Origin of the sequence: Chitinophaga filiformis (genome assembly GCF_021646545.1) — a bacterium.
In the GTDB taxonomy this organism is placed as follows: domain Bacteria; phylum Bacteroidota; class Bacteroidia; order Chitinophagales; family Chitinophagaceae; genus Chitinophaga; species Chitinophaga filiformis_A.
Genome location: NZ_JAKIRP010000005.1, coordinates 258,725 through 279,301, shown reverse-complemented (window position 1 = coordinate 279,301; position 20,577 = coordinate 258,725). Strand labels below are relative to the sequence as shown.

Here is a 20,577-nt window from a genome sequence, read left to right as displayed (position 1 = left end):
CTTTTTTCCTTTTTTCTCCCTGAAAAATTGTGAAATCTAACAAAAGGGTCATATATTTATCATGATTAGAATGTCAACCAGAATCTAAATTATTTAACGACCAGACATCTATTGTGGTGATGACACACTAGCTTGGAAAACCCAGGTACTATGCCTGATTTTAGTATTGAATTTTTGTGGTGAACAGATGCTTTGAAAGTGGCTGTGCAGTTTAAATAATTGCCACTTAACCTAATTGTTTTTTGTTACTGAATTGAAAAGATAAGCAAATTATCCAGGGGGAATGCTATGTACTGAACAACCACAGTACATACAGGCTTTGTTATTTGGTGCCGTGCCTTAACGCACGACAGTGGACAGTATTGTACCTATTGCCAGGCTTCCCTACGCAAGCATGTTACTCGGTTAAACAGTAATATTTAAATCACAATTATGAGAAAGAAAATGCTATTATGCCTGATGGTATTGCTATGCCATGCCTATATCAGCACGCTTCAGGCTCAGACCACCATTAAAATTACAGGGACTGTGTCTGACGATTCAGGTGCGCCCGTTCCTGGTACAAGTATCAAAATAAAAGGTGGTGGAGGTACTGTAACCGATGCCAATGGCGCATTCACGATCAGTGCTGGAAAGGGCCGCACATTGATATTTACGGCTATTGGCTATGAAACCAAACAGGTGAACGTAGATGGGCCTGTGCTGAACGTTACACTTGGCGTAGACAAAAAGATACTATCAGAAGTAGTGATCACTGGTGTAGGTACTGCTACGAGTAAACGTAAACTGGGCATCTCGGTAGAATCTGTTACATCAGAGAAACTGGTGAGCGGTCCTTCTACCAGTATCGACCAGGCGCTCATCGGTAAGATACCCGGCGCACAGATCTCTTCTGTAAGTGGTAACCCCGGCGATCCTGTCAACATCCTGTTAAGAGGTGTCAACACTGTACAGAATGGCACCAAACCCCTGATCATGCTGGATGGTGTGCAGGTTTCTGCCACAGACCTCAACTCGCTCGACCTGAGTAATGTGGAAAGAATAGAAGTAGTACAGGGCGCGGCTTCCGCTTCCATCTACGGCGCCCAGGGCGCCAATGGTGTAATGCAGATCTTCACTAAAAAAGGAAAGCGTGGTCCTATAGCTGTTACCTATTCTACCAATTATGCGGCGAATAGTTATATCAACAGCGGGCATGTTGAGAAGGCACGGCTTCATCCTTATTTAACCGATGGCAACAATAATATCGTTGATGCAAATGGGAATATCCTGCAATATACTGATCTGGGTGGCATTGAAGGCATATCCTATGCCTATGGTGGTGCTACCCGTTATGGTGTACTCGATCCGCGGAATATTGCCAACAAACCATACAATGCCAACCTGAAATATTACGACCACTTTAAACAGGTGTTCCAGACAGGAACATCCTGGAACAATAATATCAGCATTTCCGGCGGCTCTGATAAATCAGATTTCTCTCTCGGTGTTGCCAACAATCATACTGTGAGCCCTGTAATGAAGAATGGTTATGTAGACCGTTCCAACCTGACTGCTAACCTGGGAACAGAATTGTTCAAAGGATTCAAACTGCGTTCCATCACACAGGTGATCTATACTAAAAATACTACCGTGCCTGGTTTAGGCGGCGCAGGCGGCTACTTATATGGGAAAGGGAATACAGCGGGTAAAAATGACAATATCTTCAGCTTCCTGAATACTTCGCCTTTCTTTGACCTGACCTATAAAATGGCGGATGGTAATTCACCTGCCTTCCAGACAGCCGATTTCTTAAGTATCAACGCCTTCAACCCATACTTCGTAAAGCAGTATGCGAGCGGATTAGATAACAAGGTAGATATCGTACAGAGTTTTAACGCCAACTTCCAGGTGAATCATTTCCTGGAACTGGATGCCAAATATGGTATTAACTACAGAACAGAAAAGGCAACCTGGACTTACCTGAACCAGACACAGAACGCCAATACTATGTACTATGATGCATGGTCATTCCAGTTTGCCAACGATGCTTCGGGAGAAATAGATAACTGGAACTATAACACTACTTTCCAGAACTTCCTCGGAAGCGCGTATATCAGGACAGACTTTGAAAAAGACTTTAATATCCACCTGCCGATCCAGACCACTACACAGATCTCTTACGACTACCGAAAGAACAAGTATAAGGAAGAAGATGTGTATGGACTGGGATTGCCGCTGTCTCCACCGGTGAATATCTCTACTGCCAAACAATTGTTTGTGGCGCCTTATTCTACCACGACCAAGACAACAGGTAACTATGAGGAGTCATTTATCACTTACGGTTATCTCATCAACCAGAAGATCGACTTCGGTGATTATGGTGGCGTAGGCGGTGGCTTCAGAAGCGACTGGTCATCTGCTTTTGGAAGTGGTGCATCTCCTTTTACTTTCCCTAATGTATATGGTTACATACTCCCTTCTTCCTTTAACTTCTGGGCTGATAAGCTTGAAACCAGAATACCCTACTTTAAACTGAGAGCTGCATATGGTGAGGCTGGGATACAGCCTGGGCCTTTTGACAGGTATCCCACGCTGGACCAGAACACCATTGGATCTGATGTAGTGTATTCTGTACCGGTTACAGGGCAGAACCCGAATCTGCAGGTGGAAGTATCCAAAGAGTTTGAAGCGGGTACAGACCTCACCTTCAATGCCGGCCAGGGCAAATGGCTGAACACTGTGAATGCCTCTTTTACCTACTGGAAACGTAAGAGTGAAAATGTGATCTATACGGTGAGTGCGCCGCTATCTTCCGGAGCTACAGGTATCCTGAACAACGCGATCAACATGTCTTCCAAAGGGTATCAGTTCCAGCTGAACCTGCCTTTATATCATAGCAAGAACTTTAACTGGGACTTCACAACGAATTTCAGTCACCAGACGTCTATGATAGACAGGATCAATGGCGGTGCTGATATCATCCTCACTTCTGCGGCAGGTAGTACTGCACTGGTACTTACAGCAGGGCAGAAGATCGGACAGATCTATGGTTATAAAGCATTGACCAGTGTAGATGCGGTAAACAAAAATGGAACGAAATATATTTCAGAACAGGATGCAGGAAAGTACCAGGTAGTGAACGGGCATCTCGTTGATACCGCTACCAGGGGCATTCAGTTCTCTTCCGATGCCTATCCGCTGGGCGATCCTAATCCGAAGTTCAATGCTTCCTTTATCAGTGCATTCGGTTACAAAGATTTCCTGACATTCTCTTTCCAGTTTGACTGGATCTATGGCAGTCACCTGTACAATCAGACAAAAGAGTGGATGTATAGAGACGGTATCCACGGCGACTTTGCAAAACCTGTTACCATCAATGGTGTGACGGCTGCGTATACCGCTTATTATGGCAGTGCTTACAGTGGTTCCTGGGGTAGTCTGTATGGTCCGGGTAACAACGCTACCAAAGACTATTTCTATGAAGATGCTTCTTTCCTGAGACTGCGCAACGTTTCCATAGGATTTGACATTGCGAAGGTGATGAAGATGAAATACTTCAAGAAACTGCAGTTGGTGATGACAGGCAGGAACATATGGACGGTTACTAAATACACCGGCTTCGATCCGGAGGTGAGTTCCGGTGCTGTGAACTCTTCTTTCGACAGGGGGATAGACAACAGTACTATCCCGAACCTCAAATCTTATGCAGTGGGTTTAAATGTCGGATTCTAATGTTTATTAAAAAAGAGAAAATTATGATCAGGAATAAATACGTTTCAGGACTTTTAGGCCTCCTCTTTTTATGCAGCATCTTTTCCTGCAAGAAAGAGCTTAATGTGGGTAATCCCAACCTGCCTACGGTAGATGAGAATGTCAATAATGAGTCTGGCATCATTGCGCTGGCCATTGGATCAGTATATATAAATGGTTTTCAGAAAGGTGATGTCTGGCTGGGCGACAGCTATTTTTCATTGCCTTACGGCTATAGTGAACTGCTGGCAGATGTGGTAGGAGCGCAGGCTTCCAATCAGCTGGTAAGTACTGTCAGCATACCCGAATATTTTATATTGGATAATAATTCCCGGGTTAATACCAACATTTCCAACGTCAGTCAGCTGAGGGCGAATAATACCCGCGCGCAGACAGGCTCCGGATACAATCCCCTGTACTATCAGTGGTTGAATATGTATGCACTGAACGGCGCCTGCAACAAGGTGTTGAGCATTGTTGACAATATCACTTTTTCCGGTGAGGGCAAAACAAAGAGCAATACGATCAAAGCCTGGTGCTATTGGTGGAAAGGCTATGCATATGCTTCCATCGGTTCCATGTATTATTCCGGCCTGATCGTTGACGAGGATGGAGCAAGCAGCAACAACTATGTACTGAAAGATTCCGTCATCGCTGCATCCAACAAGTATCTGCATATGGCGGCCGATTTGTTGTCGGGCGGTATTTCCAATTCCGGAGATTACTCGTCTGTATTAGGGCAACTGATCCCTGCTTTCTGCCAGGTAGGCAAGGGCGGTGTGCTGACAACAGATATGTGGCTGAGGAATATCAATACCCTGCTGGCCAGGAACATACTCGTGAATAAGCTGGCGCCGTTTGTGAATGGCAATCCGGATGCTGTGATTGCGAAGGCTTCCACAGCGGTGATGACAGCGGCCGACTGGAATGAGGTATTGACGCTGGCTACAAATGGTATCAGGGCTACCGACTATGTATTTACCGGCAGGAGTGCTGCGGCAAACGGTTTCTTTACTGCGGATGGTGGTACCGTAGCCGCACTGACAACGGGTGTGAACACTTCTACTACTTTCAGGCTGAGCGAGCGTTTTGTACAGAATCTGAAAGCGGACGATAAGCGCCGGGAGAATAACTTCAATACGGCTACCAAATACCTGGATGATCTGTCATTCGGCACCCGTTACAGCATCATAGACGGAGGCGCCGGCACCAGTGGCGTCTATGTATATGGCACGAAGTCGACCGGTACTTATGAACTGTTCATCGGCCCCAGCTATGAAGAGAACGCGCTGATGCTGGCCGAGGCGAATATCCGTCTGGGTAATACTGACGCCGGACTTGCCTATGTAGATGCCGTAAGGACGTATATGGGAGCGGGCGTTGCTGCCGTGGCTGGCACCGGACTCACGGAAGCGGGTGCACTGAAAGAGCTGGTAATGGAAAGAAGAGCTGCGCTGGTGTTCAGGGGCCTGTCTTTCTATGACAACAGAAGATGGGGATGGACATACGATATCGCCAATGGTGGTGGCAGTTATGGTAATACATTCCTGACTTCTGCCAGTGTGGTGAATACCAATGTGACGATCAATTACAACTTTATGGACTATTGGGATGTACCGGCAGATGAAGCGGATCTGAATCCACCGGGCGAGGGTAGTGCGCCAATAAAGAATCCTAACTTCTAAGATAACGTTCGGGTTTTCACTAAAAAGGCTGTCTTGCATTTATGCGGGCAGCCTTTGCTTTTGGTAGGCTATAACTCCTCCTGCTGACCGGAAGATAGCGTGATGATCTCTTTAATCTTCTCATCCAGCCTGTTTAAGCCCTCTTCCAGCTTCTGCGTGTATATCAGGTCCATATCGCCATATTCTTCCTTTATGAGCCCGAGAAGGCTTTGTACGGAGGTAAGCGGGCCCCTCAGTTCATGCGCCTGGATAAAGGCGATCTTTTCCAGCAGTTCGTTCTTACGTTCTATTTTAAGCTTGTACAGATAGCCGTCAGTGATATCTTTCATGACCAGCGTAACGCCGATGATCTCTCCCTGCTCATTCCTGGCAGGATTGAAGGAGCTCAGCCACCAGGTTTCTTTTGTAGCGTATACGCGCTTGAATTCCCTGGCAATGGCGGTACCGCTTAGTGCCATGTTAAAACAGTGGTAGAAAGACTCTTTATTGGATGCATGTACAAACTGATCGATATTGAGGTTCTCTTCGATCTTTCTGCCGTAAAAGGTGGTGGTCAGGTCGACAGCGGCTTTATTGAAGTAAAGCACTCGCATGTTCCTGTCCAGCAACACGAAATTGTCGGTCAGGCTTTCGAAGAAGGCGCGTAGCCGGATGCCGTAATCGGCAATGTCGGCGGCCCCTTTTTCCTCACGTTCCTGCTGGCCGGTGATGTGTCTTTTGAAACTGGAGGTGGCAAAGAAAATATAGATAGTTGACAGGACATAGCAACCAAAACGGTCGATAATCCTCTCTGTGGGATCTTTGTAGTAACCGGTTATTGCGTTCGGGAAATACAGTTCAACAGCCAGCAATGAACCTGGGATGATAAGGCTCAGGATCAGCCATAAAAGATACTTTTCCCTCGTGGAAATATTCAATGCCAGCTGGAGTGTCGTGAAGAACAGCAATAATGTCGGTCCGTCAATGCCCCCATTGAAGAAATAGTTGGCACTGAGACCCGCATATACCACAATGACATAGCTGACAATTATAGACCGGTATTTGCGCATTTTACGGGACAGAATATAATACACCACCTGTATGGCCATGAGCCCCAGCAGGAGTAAGACAGATTTATCTGCGCCGATAAGTATGTCAATGATAAGAAAAGCAGCCAGGATCAGCAGGGTGATAGCGCCGGTTAAATTGAATACCCGGTGTTCAAAGGAAAACTCATCTTCCTTTCCCATTAACAATGCCCTGAGGGAGGGCGACCTGAAAGCAGATGATGATTTCCTGGTTGGCATGATATCGGACTATTCCACCCAAAATAATAAATTAATTTATTATACGTATTGTTTATTGGTTTAATGGGTAGTTTTTGAGAGAAAGTACCCGGAAAAGCCATTTTATTTGAGTATCATTACCGGTTCACGGGCATTACGACAGATAGCGTCAGAAATGCTCTTATGTGTCAGATAATACAAAAAGCTGTGCTTGCCAGGTAATGAAATGATGAGCTGGACTTTATGTTTTTCTGTAAAATTCAGGATGCCGTTAATGATGTTTTTATCACTGCTGTAGCAGATGTCGTGCTGGTAGTCGCGCAGGCGCTCATGTACATGCTGTTCTGCCGCTATCAACTGGTCGTCCGGATTGAGGTATTTTTCTTTTGCGTCCACATGCAGGACCAGTAACTTACTGTCGTTCCATTGGGGCGGGATCTGGAGATTTTCGAGTTTATGCAGGGAATCGAGGGTTTTATAGTCGACGGGCACCAGGATGGTTTTTACCGGCCGGTAAGTATAAGTGACCGGTACGATCAGTACCCTGGCAGGACTGGCCTTGGCGATGGGGATCAGGTTAGCAGCAATAAAACTGCCGCTGGAGTATTTGAAGTTATCGCTGCCCAGTACGACCATTTCAGGCGATTCTTCTTTGATCACTTCCAGTATAGCCCTTAACAGGGGCGCTTCACTGACCATGGAAACGACCTGCACCTTTTTGTTCGTCTTTGTGATAATATCCTGGGAGAGATCATCCATCAGCGCATTGGCTTCCTGCCGTTCCCTGGCCATATAATGAGGACTAACAGGGGCGTATTCAGCAGAAACCACTATATGGTCAAAAACAGTGTCGTAAAAGGATTTAAGCAGGATAATGCGTTCATAACCGTAATCTTTGCACCATTCTATTGCAAAATCGACTGCATTATCTGACGTGGGTGAGAAATCAACGGGAATCAGTAATGTTTTCATAACGATTTCATTTTTCTCTTTTACTAAGTTAAGTTTGTCCTGCCTAAATCTGAAAAAAATATACCATTAACCGGCAGGCATGAAAAGTGTGGTTACAACAGGCGTAAGGGCGTTTAAATCGAATGAAATGAAGATATTCCAGGAATTATTACAGCTCCATGAAAGGAGAAGGGGGTTTCACCTGATCACGGGAGAGGTGGTACAGGCCATGCCACAGTTAAGAGAGATCAGAACGGGCATGTGTCAGGTGTTCATCCAGCACACTTCGGCCTCTCTTACCATCAATGAGAATGCAGACCCTACCGTGAGGAAAGACTTCGAAATGTATTTCAGCAAAGTGGTGCCCGAGAATGATCCTGATTATCAGCACGATGATGAAGGCCCGGACGATATGCCTGCACACCTGAAAGCGGCGATGCTGGGTAGTTCCGTGATGATCCCGATCAATAACGGCAACCTGGCCCTGGGCACCTGGCAGGGCATCTATTTGTGTGAACACCGTAACCGTGGTGGAAGCAGAAGGCTGGTCATCACCGCCTGGGGAGAATAACAATAATCCGGAAAAACTGATACTATACCGTATGTTAAAAAAACTGATTGTACTCCCGTTACTAATACTGGGAATCTATTTAAATACTTCAGGTCAGCGCCAGTCCGTAGATGTGCAACACTACGGCATCTCCCTGACGGTGCGCGATAACACCGATAAGATAACGGGTACTGCTGAAATAACCGTACGTTTTCTGAACAACGTGGGGGAGTTGCGTCTGGATCTGGCAGGACCGCAGATAGCTGATACCGGTATGACTGTACTGAAGGTGACAGAGAAAGTAGCTGCAGGTCGTACTGCCGCCAGCGGGGGAAAGTCCGGAGCGCCAAACAGCGTGAAGAACATTCCTTTCCGGCAGGATAGCTCTGCCATCTATTTATCTGTCAATGGTGGGAAAGATGAAACCCATACCTACAGGATCGAGTATGCCGGCATTCCCAAAGATGGCCTCATCATCTCGAAAAACAAATTCGGCCAGCGTACCTTTTTTACAGATAACTGGCCCGATCGTGCACGTCACTGGTTGCCATGTATAGATCATCCGTCGGATAAAGCATCAGTGGATTTTGATGTGATCACGCCCGACAAATACACCGTAGTGGCCAACGGATTGAAAACGCAGGATGTGGTGATGGGCAATCACCAGAGAAGGACGCACTATACAGAAAAGGCGCCGTTACCTACGAAAATATTCGCTGTAGGTATAGCCAGTTTCGCGGTGGACCGTTCGGCAGATGTGCAGGGTATTCCTGTGTACAGCTATGTATTCCCGGAAAATAAGAAACAGGGCTTCAAAGACTATGGAAAGGCAGGGGAGATCCTGCGGTTTTTTATACAACACATAGGGCCTTATCCCTATAAAAAACTGGCCAATATCCAGTCGAAAACCATTTACGGTGGTATGGAAAATGCAGGCGCCATCTTTTATTCGGAAGAATCAGTCGGCTCCGAAGATATTGAGGAGCTGCTGGCCCATGAAATAGCGCATCAATGGTTTGGAGATGCGATCACTGAAACTGACTGGGAGCATGTCTGGCTCAGCGAAGGCTTTGCTACGTATATGACACACCTGTACATGGAGCACAAGTACGGTGCCGATACGCTGAAGATGGGTTTAAAAGCTGACCGGAAAAAAGTGATCGCCTTTGAGAAAAAGAGATTTACCCCTGTTGTCGATACCAGCGCGAAAGACAGATATACACAGTTGCTGAATGCAAATAGTTATCAGAAAGGAGGATGGGTATTACATATGTTAAGGCGTCAGGTAGGGGATAGTATTTTCTGGAAAGGCATCCGGAGTTACTTCGCAGCCTACGGCGGACATAATGCCAATACAACAGACTTCAGGAAGGTGATGGAAAAGGAGAGCGGACGGGATCTGGGCAACTTTTTCCAGCAATGGCTGTACACACCCGGTATGCCGGAACTGACCATCAGGCCTGGCGGTGAAGGCAAGTTTACCATCAGACAGCAACAGGATCAGTTGTTTACATTTCCGTTGGAATATGCTATAGACGATGATCCGAAGGTATATAAAGTGCAGATCAAAGACAGGGTAACGGTGATCAATATACATGCGAACCACACGATACATATTGATCCGCAGATAAACCTGCTGTTTACTTATGGTAAAGACATGTAGGGATAGGAAGGGTGAAGAGGACTGACCAATCCTGTAAAAAGCCTTTGGAATGAGGTGTAAATATTATCTTTGTCCGGCACTTCAATTCCGGACCCATAAATCGCTTCATCACCTTGCTGAAAAGATCATATCTGCTGTTACTGGCAGTACTCGCCAACAGTTTTATGTATGCACAGACAACCTACTTGTTTGTGGGCTCGTACAATGACGCGAAAGATAAAGACGGTATCTACATTTACAGGATGGATATGGAAACGGGACGACTTGATAAGGTCTGTACTTTTTCCGGCATCATGAACCCTTCTTACCTGATCCTTTCACCGGATGGTCAATACATTTATGCCTGCACTGAAACCCGTACAGCGGGGTTAGGCAGTGTAAGCAGTTACCGGTTTGACAGACAGCAAGGGGCTATCACTTTGCTGAGTAAGCAGCCCAGTGGAGGGGATAACCCGGTCTACGTCACCGTGCATAAAAGCGGTCGCTGGCTGGTGAACGGAAACTATACGGGCGGCAGTATCGCCGTATTTCCATTGAACAGTGACGGCACTATCGGGACAGCGGTAACGCTCCTGCCATTCACCGATAGCAGCATTACCGAAAGGCAGAAAAGTGCGCACATTCACTCCACTGTATTTTCCCCTGCACAGGACTATCTGTTCTCTCCCGACCTGGGAGCAGATAAAATACGGCGTTTCACTTTTGATGCCAGTCAGGCAAAACCACTGCAGGCGGATAGTTTCATTCGCACTACACCCGGTAGTGGTCCAAGGCATTTCACCTTTCATCCTAATGGGCGATTTGCCTATTGTATAGAGGAGCTGTCGGGATCAGTAACTGCTTATAAATACAACAGGGGCAGGCTGGATTCACTGCAAAGGCTGATGACACATAGTGAACCGCAGAAATTCTATGGTAGTGCTGATATTCATATTTCTCCCGACGGTCGTTTCCTGTATGCCTCTAACCGGGGCGTGGAAAATAATATAGCCATTTGCAGCATCAGTAAAAACGGGACCCTGACTCTTTTGGGGTATGAGCCTGTACAAGGCGACCACCCACGTAATTTTGTAATAGATCCCACGGGAAAATTCCTGATAGTCGCCAACCAGCTCAGCGGGAATGTGGTGGTCTTTAAACGGAATGCACAGACAGGACTGCTGACGAAAACAGGCGTAGAAGTGAAGATGCAGGGACCTTCCTGCTTACAGGTCATAACGTACAACGACTAAATACCTATGAAACGTTTGCTGCTGCCACTGCTGCTGGCCATTACCCATTTGTGCCACAGCCAGGGTATTATATCTTTTGCTGATAGTGTGAGACAACATTACAAGGTGCCTGAACTGGCATTCGCCGTGGTTTCTTCAGATAGTGTGCTGGAATGCCATGTGCTGGGCGTCAGGCGTGCCAATACCACCTATGCGGCACAACCGGGCGACCGGTTCCATATCGGGTCTAATACAAAGGCAATTACTGCTTTTATTGCCGCTTTGCTGGTACAGGAGAAGAAGATCCAGTGGAATACTACCATTTTGACGCTATTCCCGGAATTGAGATGGAGGACCCGTTATGTCTATGATACAGTTACGCTGGCGAATCTGCTGAACTTCAGAGGCAGGCTGCAGGGCTATTCCTACAATTCAGAAAGGCCTGCATTCAGGGACCTGCATGGCGATTATGCCGCACAGCGTATGCAACTGGCAGCCAACTTCCTGACGCAGGCCCCGCTGAAACCGGATAAAAACGGGCTAACACCTTCCAATGTTGACTATATCATGGCAGGTCTGATGCTGGAGAAAGCAAGTGGAAAATCATATAAAACGCTGGTACAGGAGCTGGGCGCACGGCTTGGGATTAATTTCCGCTTTGATTATCCCAACCTGAAAGATACCACGCAACCGTGGGGCCATGATGAAAACCTGCAGCCGCTTGTCCCCGCCGAAAGCTACAAAATGAACTGGCTGCTGGCGGCAGGCAATATCAATGTGAGCATCGAAGAATATACCCGTTTTGTACGGGTATTGCTAATGGGGCTGAAAGGGAAGAGCGATCTGTTGCCGAAGAAAACTTTCGAACAATTGCTCTTCGGGATGCCCTACTTCTCTTACGGATGGTTTAATCCGCCGCTGCCGTCACAACATCATGCAGCCTTCAACGAAGGAAATGCCGGCGCGTTCATTACTAAGGTGCATATTGTCAAAGAGGCCGACAGAGCTTATGTGATCTTTACAAATGCGGCGACTGCTGCCACAAAAGATGCCGTTGATGTATTACAGCGGGAGCTCACCCGGCGGTATGGAGAATAACAGATAACGTATATTTGTCAGGTACACATGATGGCAGCTATGGAATATGTCTCAAACCCGGACTTGTCCGGTATGCAATTACCTTTTGACTGGAAGGGAACACCGGTAGATGAAAGCGGAAAATTCGTGAATCATGAGTTCCCGCATATGTATTCATTCTTTGAATTCCTGAAGTGGCGCTTCCAGCGCAATCCCCAGAAGGCAGAGAAAAAAGCGGATACCTGGCATCCGGAAGTCGTGCATAATGAGGAGTTCCTGCATTCGGGCAGGGATTGCATCGTCTGGCTGGGGCATGCCTCTTTTTTTATCCGGCTGGGAGGTGTCAATATACTGATCGACCCTGTTTTCTATGATATCATCTTCTTCAAACGGCGTACGCCTTTTCCCATAGACCCCGCAAAACTGAAAGGCCTGGATTATATCCTGGTATCCCACAATCACCTGGACCATTGTGACAAGCGCAGTCTGCGTTTACTGGCGGATAATAATCCGCAGGCCACTTACCTGACAGGGTTGAAAATGGAGGGGCTGCTGCACAAACTGACGGGCAGTGAGCAGGTTCAGACGGCAGGATGGTACCAGCAATATCACACAGAGGCCCGTATTAAGGTTTTTTTCCTCCCGGCGAGGCATTGGTCCAAACGAGGGTTTCGTGACCTTAATAGCCAGCTTTGGGGCGCTTTTGTGATCCAGGCGGGTGGCAAGACCATTTATTTCGCTTCTGACTCAGGATATGGCAGTCATTTTACAGACGTAGGCCGGATCTTCCCGGTTATAGACTACTGTATTGTAGGGATAGGAGCGTATAAACCTGCCTTTTTCATGGCACAAAGCCACATCTCTCCCCAGGATGCGGTGAAAGCGGCGAACGATATGCATGCGAAGGTGATGATCCCTATGCATTACGGTACTTTTGAGCTGTCTGATGAGCCGATAAGCGACCCTTTTAATGTGCTGAAGGGGCTTGAAAAAAAGGGCGCTATACATGGGCGGCTGGAACTGCTGAAAGTGGGAGCCGGGCTGAATGTATAATGATCTGCGGATAATCAATGATAAGTGCCAGCCGGTTAATTATTTGTCATGTGCTTGCATTCTTAAGTAATTCGCTTTTACTTTACGGCTCACCAAGATCAAAATGTTCGAAACGCATATCAGTGACGGGGACTTACTGCAATTGCTGAAAGGAGATGATACCGCTGCTTTCGAGATGCTGTACAACAGGTATTGGAAAGTGCTATACACGCGGGCCAGCCAGCGTGTGGATGTGAACGATGCGAAAGACCTGGTACAGGAAGTCATGCTGAGCCTCTGGCGCCGGAGACATGAGCTCCCCGTTTTTAAGGAAGGCGAATTTGCAAAATACCTCCACGCTGCTATCAAATACAGGGTGATCAGTCATTATGCTTTCAGTACTGCCGAGATCAAAAAAATATCCTTATTCGACATACTTGACAGCCAGGAATTCAATGACAGGCTGGAAACCAAAGAATTAACCGCCAATATTGCCGCTGCGGTCAGTCTGTTACCCACGCGTATGCAGCAGATCTTCCGGATGAGCCGGGAAGAAGACCTCTCTATAGCGGAAATAGCACGTAAACTTAATCTTTCAGAACAGACGGTTAAAAACCAGCTGACGGAGGCGCTGCGTCGAATGCGTAGTTATCTGAAAACCAGTTCTTCCGGCGACTGGGCGCTGTTGGTGGCGTATCTCTTTTGTCATATCAGATAGGGGTTGGTACGCTTTTACCATGCCTTTACCATGCCTTTGGGTTGGACTTGCCCCGGACTTTCTACGGTACAAGTAGGGTCAGACTTCGCTCAAGATGGCCTGCGGTTCCATAGCTATAGGCGCTATAGACCTGCCTTACGCCTGCTATTCTATAGCCAGGGCTATAGAACAGTGGCTGTAACGCTATAGTAGAGAGCCTATAGGCTATAACCTTCACCGGACCTTGAGCGAATCTTCACCGGATCTTGAGCGAATCCTGAGCGAATCCTGAGCGAATATATTATTCACGCTAAGTAGCCCGGTTTCAGTATGGGATGGCGGTCGGCGCCTCTCTGGCAGCGGAAGGCTGTTTAGCTTTGTCAATCGGGTGGGCTTGGGAATGCTATTTAGCCGCATCAGTCGTAGCCCAGAGAGCCGAAGGCCCGCCATTCCCATCTGAAACCGCTGCTACTTCCGCTCTCCCAACGATAAATGTCAGCTCTCGCTTTAAGGGACGATGGATGCTGTTGGCAGGCCGCCAGTAGATGATGCTGATCTGCTGGCAATGGCAGGAATTGTTTCGGTTAAGATATCGTAGAGATAGTAGAGATATAGTAGAGATATAGTAGAGATTCGCTTATCCTCCCTTAATCTTCCCTTTAAAAGGGAGGATTAAGGGAGGATAAGCGAATCTCTACTATATCTCAAACGAATCTAAAGTAATGCAAATGTTAAAATAGTCACTTATATCCGTGTTGTTCTGGACGTATACCAGAGGCACACCGGAGGTGTACAAGAGGTGTACCAGAGTGTACAAGAGGTACATTAGAGGCACACCAGAGGTATACACAGGGTATGCCAGACGTGTACGTCGACATGGGCCACAAAAATACCTGGTTGCCGCGCGTTGTTATACGCCGGGGCCAATGGCATCTGTTACGCTAGTACGGGCCATACGTAGGCGGGAGGAAAAAGATGAGGTAAATCAGCAATAACAGTAACAGCAGAATTAGTAACCATAATTGGCGGTTACGGCGTTTCCATTTGCGGCAATCCGGTTTTTTATCCGGTTTGGCCGGTTTGGGGGTTATGATCACGGGGTCGCGACCGTCCTGTGTGATGATGATGCCAGGTGGATAGGAGGCGTCGGTTTGCCAGTTCACTATCACTTCGTAACTACCGTCTCCTTTGTCAGTGGCAGTTCCTTCCATTTCAGAGCCTGGCAGTCCGGCCAGCGTAAATGCATCGGATCTTCCCGGGCCTACTTTATTGCCATATTTATCTTTGGGGGTGAAGGTGACCCTTACAAGCTGGTGGCCATCGGGTAAAGTGCTGATTACGGTAGTTGATACGGTTGTTTGTCCGGGGTCTATTCCAATGTCAGCGTATAATGTCCAGGTGAGCTCGCGGGTGCCACGGCAGTTATCGCCGTAGGTAGCGACAGCATGGAAGGTGTAGTGCCCCTCATGGCGTAGCAGGTTGATGAGCGGGTTGCCAAAAACGCCGTCGGATTCCATACTGCCGTCGTCGTGTGCACCATCATCGTACAGATCAAATGTGTCGTTTCTGTAATCAATTACAGGTCTTTGCTGAGCGGCCTCTATCTGTTGTAGTGTGGCGTAGCGCGGAGGAATGTTGTCCCCACCGGTTTCTCCGGCCGGTATCAGTCCTCTGTCAGCCAATATGTTGCCTACGCTTCGTATAGGACTGGTTACAGTCAATTTTATAGCTGCATTGGCTGGCGGGTAGCCATTCGATCTATAGATGGCTACTATGGGATTGACGGTATCGCCGGTAAAGAATTTGCGCTGCTTCATTCTCTGCGCCATAAAGGGGCCGTCTTTCACAATAACGTTGATGAAAAAACGGACGTCTATAGCCGGTGGTGGAAACTCACCGCCCCCGCCAACACGGGTTGCAAGGATTTCCCATTGCCCGCTCCGGTCAGCGCCGGCAGGGAGGCTCAGGCGCATGAATTCCCAGGTTCTTCCGCGGGATGATTCCACACTTGCGTCCGAGCTGAGTATTACTTTGCCGGAGGGGGCTTTTAATGCCAGATTAAGTGGTGCGGCTTCCTTATCCCATCCCAGTACAACTGTAATGGACGATTCTTCGCATACTGCAAAAGGTATGGGTTTGGCCGCCCGCTCGGCGGCAGGGAGGACGTAGACAGGATCGTTGAGCGTTCCTGCTTCAAAGATGTTGCCGAAAGCCAATGAAAAGAATTTCTTCAGATCCAGTCCATCGCCGGCCCGCATGTATAGTCCGTTGTGCGTTTGGGTAAGTTGGGTAAGCAGTGGCCCATTCAATCCGGCTTCCGTGCCAAAACCTACTGCCACTACGTCAATATTGGAAAGGCTGCCTTCCACATTTTCGATCATAGGTGGTGTATTCTGTAGGCCGTCGGTCAGCAGAAAGATGGTCTTACGGTTAGCACCTCCGGTGAAGGTATCTCTGGCTGCCGCCAGGCCATCGCCGATACTGGTGTTACCTCCTGGCATCAGGTTGCCTATGATACCGCCTGAGAAAGGCATTGAACCTATCAGTGTGGTTTTGTTGGCATTGTCGACGGGATGCAGGGTAAACTCGACCGGATCACTGGCAGAGGTACTGAAAGAAACCAGGCCGATACGGTCCGCGCCAGATGTTCGTATCAGCTGTACAAACAAAGAAGCGGCGTCACGGGCTTCTGCTATTTTGGTCTGGCCGGTACCGGCGTCCATAGACATACTACCGGAGCGGTCAAATACGATCATCACGTCGCGGGCAGGAGAAGGGACTGGCGTCTCGCTGATATGGTCCAGGATAGAAACGGAAGGTGCATAGCCCAGGTTACATTTGCCGCCTGATGAGAGTACGCCCAGGAAACGGCCCGTCATATCAAAAAGTCCGGAACCGGAGCTACCACCGGAAACATCTATGTTCACGTTTATCATCAAGGCATTACTGGTAACGGTGGCGGTAGGATCAGTGTGTCTGCGGCTTACTTTTTTTACAGCTCCATTGGGATGATGTATGCCGAAAACCTGTTCGCCTACTGCCGGCAGGCTATTGCGCATGGGGATCGGAGGAATGCCAAGACCGCCGTCAGGTATCTTTATCTGGACGATTAGATAGTCAATGGGCCCTGAGCCGAACTGGCCTATTGTACCATGATGCAGATATCTGATCACCTTGTGAAAAATCGCGTTATAGCCGGGTGGTTTAGAGCCATCGGCATTTGTCTGGTAATTGAAGATGACAGACATGGTGGGTACTTCCATATCAGGGTCTGTAACACAGTGGCCGGCGGTGATGACAAGATCGGGCCCTATCAGTGTAGCAGAGCAGGTAGATACATGGTCGCCGTGTACAGCAACCAGCATACATACACTGGCAGCTACCTGTTTTTGTATGCCATCGGGTAATGCGGCCACGTTCTCCCATTGCGGCGGTGTGTTACAGAACCAGAACGGGTCGTATTGCGGCTCTGTGTAGTTGCCATCTTTCAGGAAAGGATCGCAGTTTGAATAACTGTCGTGAGATCCGCCAGGATTTTCTTCTTCATGACGTTCTCCTCTTCCAAACGATATCAGTTGTACGCCGCCGCCGCCATCGGGAAAATATGTGATGGAGATGCCGCCGGGGAAAAGGCTGGCATTAATGGGGCGTGTCCAGAACTCAGCGCCATCTGCTACAGTGAATACATCCGTGCCATAGCCTAGTTCTACCTCCAGGCGACTGTTGCCAGGGAAGCTGGCATTGGCGAAATGCAGTATGATCAGTTTAATACCGCCCGGTGGTGTTACGGGTGGAGGTGCAGGTGCTGGTACAAAGTCCAGATGGTCAGGCGCGCCAAATGCTGGGCCAATGCCTTGTGGACCAGGCAGGGTAACATGTGTTCCTGTTGCGTGGGACATGTGATTGGGGGTTTGAGGGAATAATCGGGGTTATCTATATTAATTTAACGGTTTCTATGGAGATGAGCAAAAGAATTTGGACAAGTTCAGGGTCGGGGGAGCCGTGATTATTGCCACTGATGGTGTCTATTGTATGGCATATGAAAGGCGTGATTAACCGCGCCTTCCATATGCTACAGCGTTCCTTTCTTCAATTAAACAATGCTGTGGTATGTGTAGTCTCTTTCAGGAAGATCAGTAGATCAAACAACCGGGTAAGCGAAACGTCATAGTATTCCCTTGCGACGTCACTTTCTATGCCATAGCCAAGAAATTTCATGGGCCTTTGTCTATCAAATGCACTTCGCTCTGTTGGGTTGAGCCCGGAGAAGTCAAGGAAGTAGTTGGCGTTTATGCATTCATTTTTTTGTAACACAGATTAAAGAGCCTAATCAATTTCCTTCTGTGATTGTTAGAAAGGCGCTTCGATCTGCATGTTATAAGTATGATCATGTATTGTATATCTGTCATGAAAATAAACTGTTGGTTGCTTGGATTTAATCAGAAAAGTTCAACTAACTTCAATATTGTTTTTGATTACTAAAAACTTCGTAGTTTTATAACACACTCTTGTACTTTACAATCACTTCTTTTTATGGATTTGCCGGTTCAAAATATTGTTAGTGAAGTTGATCTCAAAGCAACTGACGCTCTATTACCTTTGTTTGAGATAGTAGCGAATGCTATTGTAAGCTTAAAACAAACGAAAGATGTCGATAAACAGGAAAAAAAGATTCAGATTCAAATTATACGTGGTGAATTTCCGCAAAACGTTATAGTGGCGGATGCAAAGACCATACATTCCTTGAAAGTCATCGATAACGGAAATGGATTCACAGATGCAAATCTTAAATCCTATCAAACCGCCTATTCACGACACAATAAAGCTTTTGGCTGTAAAGGAATTGGTAGATTCACCGTCCTTGCAGCATTTGAAGAAATTTATATTAGAAGTACCTATAAGGAAGGTGATGTATGGAAATACAGAGAGTTTAAATTTGACCCAATTAGTGAGGTCACAAATATAAATACCAGGGAAAGTGAAGATTCAATTAGAAAGACAATTGTCGAGCTTTCCGCTTGCCATAATCAGGCTATAAAAGATCATACAGCACTTTCGGTGTCAAAAATTGCCGAAGAAATCATGCGTCATTGCTTAATATACTATTTGTGTGGGGATCTTCCACTAATTGAAATATTGGATCTCGAAAATGGCGAACTGGCTGTAGTTAATGATCTTTACAAGCAGGTATCGAAGGAAAAAGAACGAAACTTCGCGCTGGGTGGAGAGTCCTTTAAATGTTACATCACAAAGACGGAAAAAGTCAATAATAGAAAGAACCACTACCTACATTATTGTGCAAACTCCCGAGTAGTTGGATCAGGAAGAAGTATCGGAAAGATGAATAGTATCTTCAGCTATGCACTGATCGAGAATGGTAAAGGATATTATCTGGATATTTATGTAGTGTCTGAATATCTAAATAAAAAGGTATATCATTCAAGAAATGGTTTCACTATTCCTCAGCAAAGTGAACACGGGTTATATATTCGTGATGAGGTCGGATCGGAACTTTCTTTTGATAATATCGAAAAGGAGCTGGCTGATTTATTGGCTAAGGAATATGATGATTTTGTTAGAGCAATGCAAGACAGGAATATTAAAGAATTAAAAAACTATATTTCTTCAAAGGCGCCGCGCTACCGCAGATATATTGATAGAGAAGATATTTTGAATTCAATTCCACCTAATCTTTCGGATGAAAAGAAGGAAGAGGCTCTTTATAGAATCTCCTTTAATGAGAAAAAGAACATAGATCAAAAAATTCAGAGATTCATAGACAAGGGAGAAATTACTCGAGAGAATATTGAGGCGATAAAAAAAGAACTGGTGGAAAAGACAGCCTATGATGCTGACAATCTCGCTGAGTATATGATTAGGAGAAAAGCTATTATTGATTTGTTCAATCGTTTCCTTGAAGCAGACCAAAATGGGAAGTACAAGCTAGAAGAGGATATACATAACCTTATATTCCCTATGGGTGTGACTGACAGAGAAATTACTTATGATTCTCATAATTTATGGTTGTTGGATGAACGTTTTGCAACTTATACTTTTATTGCCTCAGATAAGCCAATCACTTCTATATCCCAGAATAAAAGCAGAAAAGAGCCGGACCTTTTAATGATAGACCATCCGCCAATGTTTGATAATCCCATAAGCTTTGCACCTGAACATTCAGGAGAAATTTCATCAATGGTTGTATTTGAATTTAAACGCCCAGGAGAAATCGCTCATCAGAAAAGTAAGGCGGATTATAGATGGGAGTTCTCTGAGTTAATTGAAGAATATTTTGATGATTTCTTATATGGTGATTCAAAAAAGAACTATAGAGGAAGTCAGGTTGTCGTGAGAAAGGAAACACCAAAATTTGGATATGTAATTGTTGATATAATTCCAGAGCAACTTGAGACATATAACATTGGAAAAGGATATCGAAAGACTCCTTTTGGTACTTTTTATAAGATCTATCCTGATCTAAATATGCATATTGAAGTATTAAGGTTCAGTCAACTTATTCAGGCCGTTGAAAAAAGGCATACTCCATTTTTTGACAAGTTATTTAGAAACTAATAGTGAAAGCCAATTTAGGCAGTGGGGCTGCAAATTGAGAATTGTCCTCGTTTAACGGGTACGAGCTTCCCATTACCCCTGCAACACTGCCGGCCGCATCTCTGGCATTTCCATATTTATTTGTTTAAATTGCTATGGTAA

Annotated in this window: 13 protein-coding genes; 9 read left to right on the top strand and 4 right to left on the bottom strand. The window is 46.4% G+C overall.

The features are described 5' to 3' along the window. The first annotated feature begins 432 nt into the window (after positions 1-432). Both L3C95_RS15675 and L3C95_RS15670 read left to right on the top strand, forming a co-directional pair. A complete protein-coding gene (locus L3C95_RS15675; RefSeq protein WP_236388956.1) occupies positions 433-3,714 on the top strand; it encodes a SusC/RagA family TonB-linked outer membrane protein in 3,282 nt (1,093 codons plus the stop codon). 23 nt (positions 3,715-3,737) lie between these two features. Next, on the top strand, positions 3,738-5,417 hold the full coding sequence (locus L3C95_RS15670) for a RagB/SusD family nutrient uptake outer membrane protein (protein WP_236388955.1): 1,680 nt from the start codon (positions 3,738-3,740) through the stop codon (positions 5,415-5,417). 68 nt (positions 5,418-5,485) lie between these two features. On the opposite strand, the gene L3C95_RS15665 is transcribed toward L3C95_RS15670, so the two are convergent. Beyond that, positions 5,486-6,703 (bottom strand): PAS domain-containing protein, encoded by a 1,218-nt coding sequence (locus L3C95_RS15665; protein WP_236388954.1) that lies wholly within the window; start codon positions 6,701-6,703, stop codon positions 5,486-5,488. 102 nt (positions 6,704-6,805) lie between these two features. Then, positions 6,806-7,654 (bottom strand): universal stress protein, encoded by an 849-nt coding sequence (locus L3C95_RS15660; RefSeq protein WP_236388953.1) that lies wholly within the window; start codon positions 7,652-7,654, stop codon positions 6,806-6,808. A gap of 79 nt (positions 7,655-7,733) precedes the next feature. On the opposite strand from L3C95_RS15660, the gene L3C95_RS15655 reads away from it, so the two are divergent. The 6 genes from L3C95_RS15655 (at position 7,734) to L3C95_RS15630 (ending at position 13,884) form a co-directional block, all read left to right on the top strand. Next, the gene (locus tag L3C95_RS15655) at positions 7,734-8,204 is read left to right on the top strand and encodes a secondary thiamine-phosphate synthase enzyme YjbQ (RefSeq protein WP_236388952.1); all 471 of its coding nucleotides are present in this window, start codon (positions 7,734-7,736) and stop codon (positions 8,202-8,204) included. A gap of 31 nt (positions 8,205-8,235) precedes the next feature. Next, complete coding sequence (locus L3C95_RS15650) at positions 8,236-9,846, top strand: M1 family metallopeptidase (RefSeq protein WP_236388950.1); 1,611 nt, start codon at positions 8,236-8,238, stop codon at positions 9,844-9,846. 113 nt (positions 9,847-9,959) lie between these two features. Next, entirely contained in the window at positions 9,960-11,078 is a 1,119-nt protein-coding gene (locus L3C95_RS15645; protein WP_236388948.1) for a lactonase family protein, read from the top strand. A 6-nt stretch (positions 11,079-11,084) separates the two neighbouring features. After that, positions 11,085-12,155 carry a serine hydrolase domain-containing protein gene (locus tag L3C95_RS15640; RefSeq protein ID WP_236388946.1) on the top strand — a complete coding sequence of 357 codons (1,071 nt, stop codon included), beginning with the start codon at positions 11,085-11,087 and terminating at the stop codon, positions 12,153-12,155. A gap of 72 nt (positions 12,156-12,227) precedes the next feature. Continuing rightward, complete coding sequence (locus L3C95_RS15635) at positions 12,228-13,187, top strand: MBL fold metallo-hydrolase (protein WP_236388944.1); 960 nt, start codon at positions 12,228-12,230, stop codon at positions 13,185-13,187. A 103-nt stretch (positions 13,188-13,290) separates the two neighbouring features. Continuing rightward, the gene (locus L3C95_RS15630; RefSeq protein ID WP_236388943.1) at positions 13,291-13,884 is read left to right on the top strand and encodes an RNA polymerase sigma factor; all 594 of its coding nucleotides are present in this window, start codon (positions 13,291-13,293) and stop codon (positions 13,882-13,884) included. 920 nt (positions 13,885-14,804) lie between these two features. Here the strand turns inward: L3C95_RS15630 and L3C95_RS15625 are convergent. Continuing rightward, complete coding sequence (locus L3C95_RS15625) at positions 14,805-17,762, bottom strand: trypsin-like peptidase domain-containing protein (protein ID WP_236388942.1); 2,958 nt, start codon at positions 17,760-17,762, stop codon at positions 14,805-14,807. A 190-nt stretch (positions 17,763-17,952) separates the two neighbouring features. After that, positions 17,953-18,081, bottom strand: coding sequence for a hypothetical protein (locus L3C95_RS34955; RefSeq protein ID WP_262915875.1), 129 nt, complete (start codon positions 18,079-18,081; stop codon positions 17,953-17,955). Positions 18,082-18,396: 315 nt separating this feature from the next. Here L3C95_RS34955 and L3C95_RS15620 point away from each other — a divergent pair, with 315 nt between their 5' ends. Beyond that, complete coding sequence (locus L3C95_RS15620) at positions 18,397-20,436, top strand: hypothetical protein (protein WP_236388941.1); 2,040 nt, start codon at positions 18,397-18,399, stop codon at positions 20,434-20,436. The last annotated feature ends 141 nt before the right edge of the window (positions 20,437-20,577 follow it).

Bases quoted from the DNA above. Each gene is read 5' to 3' on its own strand.
- L3C95_RS15675 (WP_236388956.1), top strand. From the start codon at position 433: ATGAGAAAGAAAATGCTATTATGCCTGATGGTATTGCTATGCCATGCC.
- L3C95_RS15670 (WP_236388955.1), top strand. From the start codon at position 3,738: ATGATCAGGAATAAATACGTTTCAGGACTTTTAGGCCTCCTCTTTTTA.
- L3C95_RS15665 (WP_236388954.1), bottom strand. From the start codon at position 6,703: ATGCCAACCAGGAAATCATCATCTGCTTTCAGGTCGCCCTCCCTCAGG.
- L3C95_RS15660 (WP_236388953.1), bottom strand. From the start codon at position 7,654: ATGAAAACATTACTGATTCCCGTTGATTTCTCACCCACGTCAGATAAT.
- L3C95_RS15655 (WP_236388952.1), top strand. From the start codon at position 7,734: ATGAAAAGTGTGGTTACAACAGGCGTAAGGGCGTTTAAATCGAATGAA.
- L3C95_RS15650 (WP_236388950.1), top strand. From the start codon at position 8,236: ATGTTAAAAAAACTGATTGTACTCCCGTTACTAATACTGGGAATCTAT.
- L3C95_RS15640 (WP_236388946.1), top strand. From the start codon at position 11,085: ATGAAACGTTTGCTGCTGCCACTGCTGCTGGCCATTACCCATTTGTGC.
- L3C95_RS15635 (WP_236388944.1), top strand. From the start codon at position 12,228: ATGCAATTACCTTTTGACTGGAAGGGAACACCGGTAGATGAAAGCGGA.
- L3C95_RS15630 (WP_236388943.1), top strand. From the start codon at position 13,291: ATGTTCGAAACGCATATCAGTGACGGGGACTTACTGCAATTGCTGAAA.
- L3C95_RS15625 (WP_236388942.1), bottom strand. From the start codon at position 17,762: ATGTCCCACGCAACAGGAACACATGTTACCCTGCCTGGTCCACAAGGC.
- L3C95_RS34955 (WP_262915875.1), bottom strand. From the start codon at position 18,081: ATGAAATTTCTTGGCTATGGCATAGAAAGTGACGTCGCAAGGGAATAC.
- L3C95_RS15620 (WP_236388941.1), top strand. From the start codon at position 18,397: ATGGATTTGCCGGTTCAAAATATTGTTAGTGAAGTTGATCTCAAAGCA.